Here is a 7,882-nt window from a genome sequence, read left to right on the forward strand (position 1 = left end):
TCCATGACCAGCGATGCATCGCGATCTGCCTTCATGGACCAACCGACCGCGCGGCGGGAAAACAGGTCCAGAACGACCGCGACATACAGCCAGCCCTCGGCAGTCCAGATGTATGTGAAATCGGTCAAGCGAGTCGTTTTGCGGTACAGGTCGTCCGGCACCACGTCGTGGCGATTGCCTCAAAAGTCATCAGGATCGCGCAGTACCGTCCGCGTCAAGGGCGAGGATCGATCGGCAAGTCCGTCGATCACGTTGAAATGGTGGCGGTCGGGTTCGACGATTGCCTGTGTCGTGCAGCCTAAGCCGTGCCAGATGTTCGTCAGCAGCGCGGTCTGGCGCAGGAATTCCTGCCGCTCGCCGCCGCCAACCCATGTTGTCAGCCGCACCCCTGGCAAGGGGCGCTGCAGGGCAGGGCTGCCCGCCGTGGCCGAGGCCATGTCAAGGCGCAGCATTTCGTTGCGTTTTGTGGCGAGCAGAGGCCGTAGATCATGCAGACCTGAAAGCGATATGACGTGCCGCAAGCGGCTTTGCGTGGCAGGTGACAGTGGCGTGTTATCGCACATCATCGCGGTCACCAGATGACCGCCGGCAGAGTGCCCGGCCAGCACGACAGGGCCGCTGACCGCCGCCGCGGCGTGGTCGATGGCGGCGGCGATCTGCGCAGTGATCTCTGCGATACTGACCGTCGGGCACAGATCGTAGGAGGGGATGGCGACGGCCCAGCCGCTGTCGACGGCACCAGTCGCCAAATGCGACCAGTAGGATTTGTCGAGCGCGACCCAGTAACCGCCATGGACAAAAACAAACAAACCTTTCGGCGTGCCTTCCGGCAGAAAGAGGTCGTATCTCGACCGTTCGGATTTGCCGTAGGAGATGTCGAGGCGGTTGGACCCTCTATGGCGAAAGGCCTGTGCGGGTGCGACCCACGCGACCGGCCAGTCGGACCCATTCGGAATGTTGCGCCCGTTCTCGTAGGCGTCGTCCCAGTCACTGACCGCAAAGCCCGTCATTCGGATTTCCTTCTTCCTGCAGCGCAATATGCCGCGTTCGAGGCGCCTTAGTTCCCCCGGTGCAGCCCCATCCAAAGCGCATCCGGACACCGGTTTGCGGGGGTATGGCGGCCCGTAGAAACGCTCCGGTTAACGTGACGCTAGGCAGATCAAAAAAGTATTTCAAGCTCAAAACATTTTTGCTTGAAGTAAATTCCGACCGCGCCTAGCGTTCGAGTCGGGGCTGCCAATCCGCGCCCGCTGAAAGGGGAGATCCCATGCGCATTGCCTGTCTCGGCGGCGGACCAGCCGGCCTCTACTTTGCCATATCTCTCAAGTTGCGCCAGCCGGATGCAGAGGTCGTTGTGTTCGAACGCAACCGCGCCGATGACACCTTTGGCTGGGGCGTGGTGCTGTCTGATGAAACTCTCGACAACCTTGCGCGGAACGACGCCGCCAGTGCCGCGACGATCCGCGAGCACTTTGCCTACTGGGACGACGTCGCACTGGTGCATCAGGGACAGAAGATCGTGTCGACCGGCCACGGCTTCTGCGGTATCGGCCGCAAGCGCCTTTTGACGATCCTGCAGGGCCGCGCCCGTGCCCTTGGTGTCGACTTGCGGTTCTCAATCGAGGTCGGGCCGGCTACGGACTATATGGACAATTACGACGTCGTGGTGGCCTGCGACGGTCTGAATTCGCACACCCGGTCCGCGTTCGAGGGTGCCTTTGCACCCGACATCGATCTGCGCGCCTGCCAATTCGTCTGGCTGGGCACGCGGCAGAAGTTCGATGACGCCTTCACCTTTATCTTCGAGAAGACAGACAAAGGGTGGCTCTGGGCGCATGCCTACCAGTTCGACCCCGACACGGCGACCTTCATCGTTGAATGTTCCCAGGCGACCTTCGACGCCTACGGTTTTGACAAGATGTCGCAGCAGGACAGCATCGCGATTTGTCAGGAGGTCTTCAAGGATCACCTCGGCGGGCATGCTTTGATGACCAACGCCAATCATATCCGCGGGTCCGCCTGGATCCGTTTTCCCCGCGTGCTGTGCAAACGCTGGAGCCACAAGAACGTCGTGCTGCTGGGCGACGCGGCCGCCACAGCGCATTTCTCAATCGGGTCGGGGACGAAGCTGGCACTGGAATCCGCCATCGCCCTGGCGGACAACCTGTCGACCCAACCCGATGTGGCGACGGCCTTCCGCACCTACGAGGATCAGCGCCAGTTGGAAGTGCTGCGACTGCAGTCCGCCGCACGCAATTCCGTCGAGTGGTTCGAGGATGTGGAACGCTATCTCGATCTTGACCCGGTGCAGCTAAACTACTCCCTGCTGACGAGGTCGCAGCGCATCAGCCACGAAAACCTGCGCGCCCGCGACCCCGCCTGGCTTGCCTCAGCGGAACGCTGGTTTCAGGGGCAGGCCGGTGTGCAGGACAACAGACCTGCACGCGCTCCGATGTTCGCACCCTTCACGCTGCGCGACATGAAGTTAAAGAACCGCATCGTCGTCTCGCCCATGGCGCAGTATAAGGCTGTCGACGGCTGCCCGACCGACTGGCACCTGATCCACTACGGTGAACGCGCTAAGGGCGGCGCTGGCCTTGTGTATACCGAAATGACCTGCGTGTCGGCCGAGGGCCGCATCACGCCCGGCTGTCCGGGACTTTACACGCCCGCGCACGAGGCCGCGTGGAAGCGCCTCGTTGATTTCGTTCACACCGAGACTGCGGCGAAGATCTGTTGCCAGATCGGCCACGCGGGCCGCAAGGGGTCGACCCGCATAGGCTGGGAGGGGATGGACCAGCCCTTGGCGGGCGGCAACTGGCCGTTGATCTCGGCCTCGGCCCTGCCGTGGTCAGACGCCAATGACACGCCGCGCGAAATGACGCGGGCGGACATGGATGCTGTCACGGCGCAGTTCGTGTCCGCGACGCGGATGGCCGACCGCGCAGGTTTTGACATGATCGAACTGCACGCGGCGCATGGCTACCTCATCTCGTCCTTCATCTCGCCCTTGTCCAACATCCGCACCGACGGCTACGGCGGCAGTTTGGAAAACCGCATGCGCTATCCGCTGGAGGTCTTCGCGGCCATGCGCGCCGCATGGGGCGACGCCAAGCCGCTGTCGGTCCGCATCTCGGCCACCGACTGGACCGATCGGGGCCTAACCGCCGAAGACTCCGTCAGCATCGCGCGCATGTTCGCCGCGGCCGGGGCGGATATCGTCGATGTCTCGGCCGGGCAGACCTCGACCGAAGCATTGCCGATCTATGGCCGCATGTTCCAGACGCCGTTTTCTGACCGGATCCGCAACGAGACGGGAATTCCCACTATGGCGGTCGGCAACATTTTCGAGGCGGATCACGTCAATTCCATCCTGATGGCCGGTCGTGCCGATCTGGTCTGCTTGGCCCGGCCGCACCTGTCAGACCCCTACTGGCTGCTGCACGCCGCCACCGCATTGGGTGACCGTCAGGAAGACTGGCCGCTGCCCTACCAGGCAGGCCGGGATCAGGCCTGGCGTCTGGCCGACAAGGATGCAGAGGTCTCACGGGCATGAGCATCGCGGGCAAACATGTCGTGGTCACCGGCGGTGGGTCAGGCGTTGGGGCCGACATGGCCCGGCTGTTCGCGGACGCTGGTGCGCAGGTCACGATCATGGGCCGGACCGAGGCCGCGCTGAACGCACAGGGTTTGCCTTGGCAGGTCTGCGACGTGACCGATGCCACGGCTGTTGTGGCCGCTTTCGAGGCTGCCCGCGCCGCGCACGGGCCTGTGTCGGTGGTGATCGCCAACGCCGGGGCCGCGGACAGCAAACCTTTTGCTCGCATGTCGGCGCGGGATTTCGAGGCAATGCTTTCGGTCAACGTGACCGGCGTCTTCAACGTCTGGCAGGCGGCGCTGGCTGATATGAAGGCGGCGGGGTGGGGCCGGATGATCGCCGTGGCCTCGACCGCCGGTCTGAAGGGGTATCCCTACGTTGCCGGATACGTCGCGGCCAAGCACGGGGTTGTCGGGCTGACACGGGCGCTGTCGCTGGAACTGGCAAAGACGGGCATCACGGTCAATGCTTTGTGCCCGGGCTTTATCGACACCCCTATGCTGGACCGGTCCGTCGCCAATATCGTCGCGAAGACTGGAAAATCTGCCGAAGAGGCTGTAACGGTCCTAACCGCCGGCAATCCGCAGAAGCGCCTGATCCAGACCGACGAGGTGGCAGGCGCGGCCCTGTGGTTATGCTCTGACGCGGCAAGGTCGGTCAATGGCCACACGCTGTCCCTATCGGGAGGCGAGACATGACCGCACATTCCCAAGCCCGCGTCGCAAGTGCCGCCTCCAAGGCCCGCCTACGTCTCTGGCTGCGGATGCTGAAAAGCACACGCGGTGTCGAGGCGGAGTTGCGCGAACGCCTGCGGCAGGAGTTCGGATCCACCTTGCCGCGCTTCGACGTGATGGCAGCGCTTTCCAGATACGAGGCCGGGCTGAAGATGTCTGCCCTGTCAGGCGTGCTGCGGGTGTCGAACGGGAACGTCACGGGCATCGTCGACCGGCTGGCGGACGACGGCATCGTGGTGCGCGTTCAGGTTCCGGGCGACCGGCGGGCCACGCTGGTCCGGCTGACCCGCAAAGGGCAAGAGGAATTCACCCGGCAGGCGGCGGCCCACGAGCTTTGGATCGACGAGCTGCTGGGCGATTTCGACGAACCTGAAGCCACCAACCTGGCAGGATGTTTTGATGCGATTTCCCGTCGCGAGGAGGGACGATGAGAAGCGATGTCACCCATTTCCGTTGCAGCGTGCAGGACGGGATCGCCCATGTCACGCTCGACCGGCCAGACCGCAAGAACCCGTTGACCTTCGACAGCTACGCTGAATTGCGCGACTGGTTCCGGGATCTGGCCTACGACGATGACGTCCGGGTGGTGATCTTCGGATCGAACGGTGGCAACTTCAGTTCCGGTGGCGATGTGCACGACATCATCGGACCATTGACCCGTATGTCCATGAAGGAGCTGCTGGCTTTTACCCGGATGACCGGCGATCTGGTCAAGGCGATCCTCGGCTGCGGCAAGCCCGTGATCGCGGCGATCGACGGGATCTGCGTTGGCGCCGGAGCGATCATCGCCATGGCTTCCGACATGCGCATCGCGACGCCCGCGGCCAAGACGGCATTTCTGTTCACCCGAGTCGGTCTGGCCGGCTGCGACATGGGGGCATGCGCGATCCTGCCGCGGATCATCGGGCAGGGGCGGGCGGCAGAACTGCTTTATACCGGCCGGTCCATGACCGCGGACGAAGGCGAGCACTGGGGCTTTTATAACCGGGTCGTCGCGGCAGGAAAACTGGACGCTGAAGCGCTTCAACTTGCGCAGCAGATCGCGGCGGGGCCGAACTTTGCTCACATGATGACCAAGACCATGCTGCTGCATGAGTGGTCGATGGGTCTTGATCAGGCGATCGAGGCCGAGGCGCAGGCTCAGGCAATCTGCATGCAGACCGCGGACTTCAGCCGGGCCTTCGACGCCTTCGTGGCGAAGCAACGACCGGTGTTCGAGGGGAATTAGGCATGACAGTGATACATCAGGCACAACTGCCCGGGCGCAATCCGAGAGGGGTGCTGCATGGCGGATAGATCATTCCTCGACTGGCCTTTTCTTGGCGCGCCGCACCGCGATTGGGCGATCGCCCTTGACGACTGGGCCGGTTCCGCGCTGACCGGCGTCGATCACGCGGATACGGATGCGGCCTGCCGATCGCTGGTGCGGACGCTGGGCGACGGCGGCTGGCTGCTGCCCACGGCGGTCGACCCGCAGGATGTCGGTGCGCTGGACGTGCGGACCCTCTGCCTCGCCCGAGAAACCTTGGCGCGGCACGACGGCCTGGCGGATTTCGCCTTTGCGATGCAGGGGTTGGGGACCGGCGCATTGTCGCTGTTCGGCGCGCCTGCGCAGCGCGATGCATGGCTGCCGCTGACCCGGGCGGGCCGGGCCATCGCGGGCTTTGCCCTGACCGAGCCGCAATCAGGATCGGACGTGGCCCATTCCACGATGACGGCCACGCTGGACGGCAAACATTACGTGCTGGATGGCGAAAAGACATGGATCTCGAACGGCGGGATCGCGGATGTCTATACCGTCTTTGCCCGCACCGGCGAAGCGCCGGGTGCCAAGGGTCTGTCGGCCTTCGTCGTGCCCGCGGACACGCCCGGTCTGATCGTGGTCGAGCGGCTGGAGACGATCGCACCGCATCCGCTGGCGCGGCTGCGCTTCGACGGGTGTCGGCTGCCGGCCAGCGCGATGATCGGGCAGCCGGGGCAGGGCTTCAAGATCGCGATGTCGGTGCTGGACGTGTTCCGCACAACGGTGGCGGCGGCGGCCCTGGGCTTTGCCCGCCGCGCGCTGGACGAGACCTTGGCGCGGGTGCGGACACGTCATGTGCAGGGTGCGCCGCTGGCCGATCTGCAGATGGTGCAGGCTCATGTGGCTGACATGGCGCTGCGCGTCGATGCGGCGGCCCTGCTGGTCTATCGTGCGGCGTGGACCAAGGACATGGGTGCCCCCCGCGTGACGCGGGAAGCGGCGATGGCGAAGCTTTACGCCACCGACGAGACGCAGAAAGTGATCGACGCCGCCGTCCAGTTGCACGGCGGAGATGGCGTGCGCCATGGCGCCGTGGTCGAGCGACTCTACCGCGAGATCAGGGCCCTGCGCATCTACGAAGGCGCGTCTGACGTACAGAAGGTCATCATCGCGCGCGCCACACTCGCGGAGGGAGGGCCTTGGCGCCAAGCTCAACGATCTGGCTGGTCCAGTCGTCCGGAGCATCGCGGCTGTCGATGCGGTGGACCAGCCCCGCATCCACGACATGATCCGCCCATGCCGCCGAACCAAGCGTGCCATTTGTCGGATCGACCCCGGCAATCCCGGCGATCAGCACATAGGTCTGCGACAGGTCCAGCTGGTCGGAAAAACCCACCGCCATGGCCGAACTGGCGGCATTGGCATAGCCCATGGTCGTGGTCATCACGCATAGGTCTGCGTTGCAGGACGGCGCATCATGATCCTTGGGCAGGCCGGGAACGGTGATGGTGTCGGGCAGGTCCAGATTTTCCAGCCACGGCGCCGCCTCGGCCTCGAACATGGCGATCACCAGAACCTTGGGCGCGAATGGTTCGGCCGCAGCCAGCACGGGCGTGGCGGACAGCAGCGCCGCAAGGGCAGCGCTGCATGTGAGAGGTATGGTGATCATCGTTCGTCTCCGGGTGAAAGGCTGGACCCGACCTAGCGCGGTCGAGATAGGCCCGCCAGAGGCACCGACGGCCCGCGTCCTGCCATGGTAGGTCTGTGCCGATGAAATCTGCAGTTTGTGCAATCCTCAGGCGGTGGGAGAAGCGCCCACCCGCCGCCAACAAGGCGTCAGTCCAGCGTGACCGCATCCGGGGCTGCGGCGGCCAGAGGGTCAGGGGCAATGAAGGCCGCAATACCGTCGGACGTGGGAATATCGGCGCGCACGACGCCCTGTCCGACGATCCACGTGGCCTCGCTGACCAGCAGGTCCAGTAAGTCGCTGTTCAGGATCGTTCCGAACTCCATGTCCTCCCACATGGTCTGCAGCGCCTCGACCGAGACGTTCCCGCTGAGCGAGGCCGAGACCGCCTCGGCCGCCGCCTGCGGGTCGGCGGCGACATCGGCGTCGGCTCGGACAAGGGCGCCGAGGAAGGTCGTCAGATCCGCCTCTCGGGCCAGCATGTCGGGGCTGGCGGCCAGAATGTAATGCGGGTCATAGCTGCCGGGGCGCAATTCCAGATAGAGCTCGCCCAAAGCCTCCTGCGCGCCCTGATAGAAGGTTGGGAAGGGCACGATGGCATCGACATCGCCGCGCACCAG

The 7,882-nt window shown here is 64.5% G+C and carries 6 protein-coding genes and 3 pseudogenes; 5 read left to right on the plus strand and 4 right to left on the minus strand.

What is annotated here, in order from left to right; all coding sequences use genetic code 11:
• Nucleotides 1-128 (minus strand): annotated as a pseudogene (locus FA743_RS19700) (DDE-type integrase/transposase/recombinase); the annotation flags it as partial.
• A 51-nt stretch (nt 129-179) separates the two neighbouring features.
• Nucleotides 180-1,010 carry an alpha/beta hydrolase gene (locus FA743_RS19705; protein ID WP_136887765.1) on the minus strand — a complete coding sequence of 277 codons (831 nt, stop codon included), beginning with the start codon at nt 1,008-1,010 and terminating at the stop codon, nt 180-182.
• 257 nt (nt 1,011-1,267) lie between these two features.
• On the opposite strand from FA743_RS19705, the gene FA743_RS19710 reads away from it, so the two are divergent.
• The 5 genes and pseudogenes from FA743_RS19710 to FA743_RS19730 form a co-directional block, all read left to right on the plus strand.
• Nucleotides 1,268-3,556 (plus strand): bifunctional salicylyl-CoA 5-hydroxylase/oxidoreductase, encoded by a 2,289-nt coding sequence (locus FA743_RS19710; RefSeq protein ID WP_136887766.1) that lies wholly within the window; start codon nt 1,268-1,270, stop codon nt 3,554-3,556.
• Nucleotides 3,553-4,296, plus strand: a complete 744-nt coding sequence (locus FA743_RS19715) for an SDR family NAD(P)-dependent oxidoreductase (protein ID WP_136887767.1) — start codon at nt 3,553-3,555, stop codon at nt 4,294-4,296. The genes FA743_RS19710 and FA743_RS19715 overlap by 4 nt, the downstream gene beginning before the upstream one ends.
• Nucleotides 4,293-4,763 carry a MarR family winged helix-turn-helix transcriptional regulator gene (locus FA743_RS19720; RefSeq protein WP_136887768.1) on the plus strand — a complete coding sequence of 157 codons (471 nt, stop codon included), beginning with the start codon at nt 4,293-4,295 and terminating at the stop codon, nt 4,761-4,763. Before FA743_RS19715 ends, FA743_RS19720 begins: the two co-directional genes overlap by 4 nt.
• A complete protein-coding gene (locus tag FA743_RS19725; protein ID WP_136887769.1) occupies nt 4,760-5,560 on the plus strand; it encodes an enoyl-CoA hydratase family protein in 801 nt (266 codons plus the stop codon). Before FA743_RS19720 ends, FA743_RS19725 begins: the two co-directional genes overlap by 4 nt.
• A gap of 57 nt (nt 5,561-5,617) precedes the next feature.
• Nucleotides 5,618-6,760: pseudogene (locus tag FA743_RS19730) on the plus strand (acyl-CoA dehydrogenase family protein); the annotation flags it as partial.
• Here FA743_RS19730 and FA743_RS20980 read toward each other — a convergent pair.
• Together FA743_RS20980 and FA743_RS20395 are read right to left on the minus strand one after the other, a co-directional pair.
• Nucleotides 6,741-7,244: a nucleoside phosphorylase-I family protein gene (locus tag FA743_RS20980; protein ID WP_136887770.1), complete on the minus strand. Its 504-nt coding sequence runs from the start codon at nt 7,242-7,244 to the stop codon at nt 6,741-6,743. The pseudogene FA743_RS19730 and the gene FA743_RS20980 overlap by 20 nt on opposite strands.
• Before the next feature lie 167 nt (nt 7,245-7,411).
• Nucleotides 7,412-7,882: pseudogene (locus FA743_RS20395) on the minus strand (ABC transporter substrate-binding protein); the annotation flags it as partial.

It is taken from the genome of Paracoccus gahaiensis (assembly GCF_005048225.1).
In the GTDB taxonomy this organism is placed as follows: Bacteria; Pseudomonadota; Alphaproteobacteria; order Rhodobacterales; family Rhodobacteraceae; genus Paracoccus; species Paracoccus gahaiensis.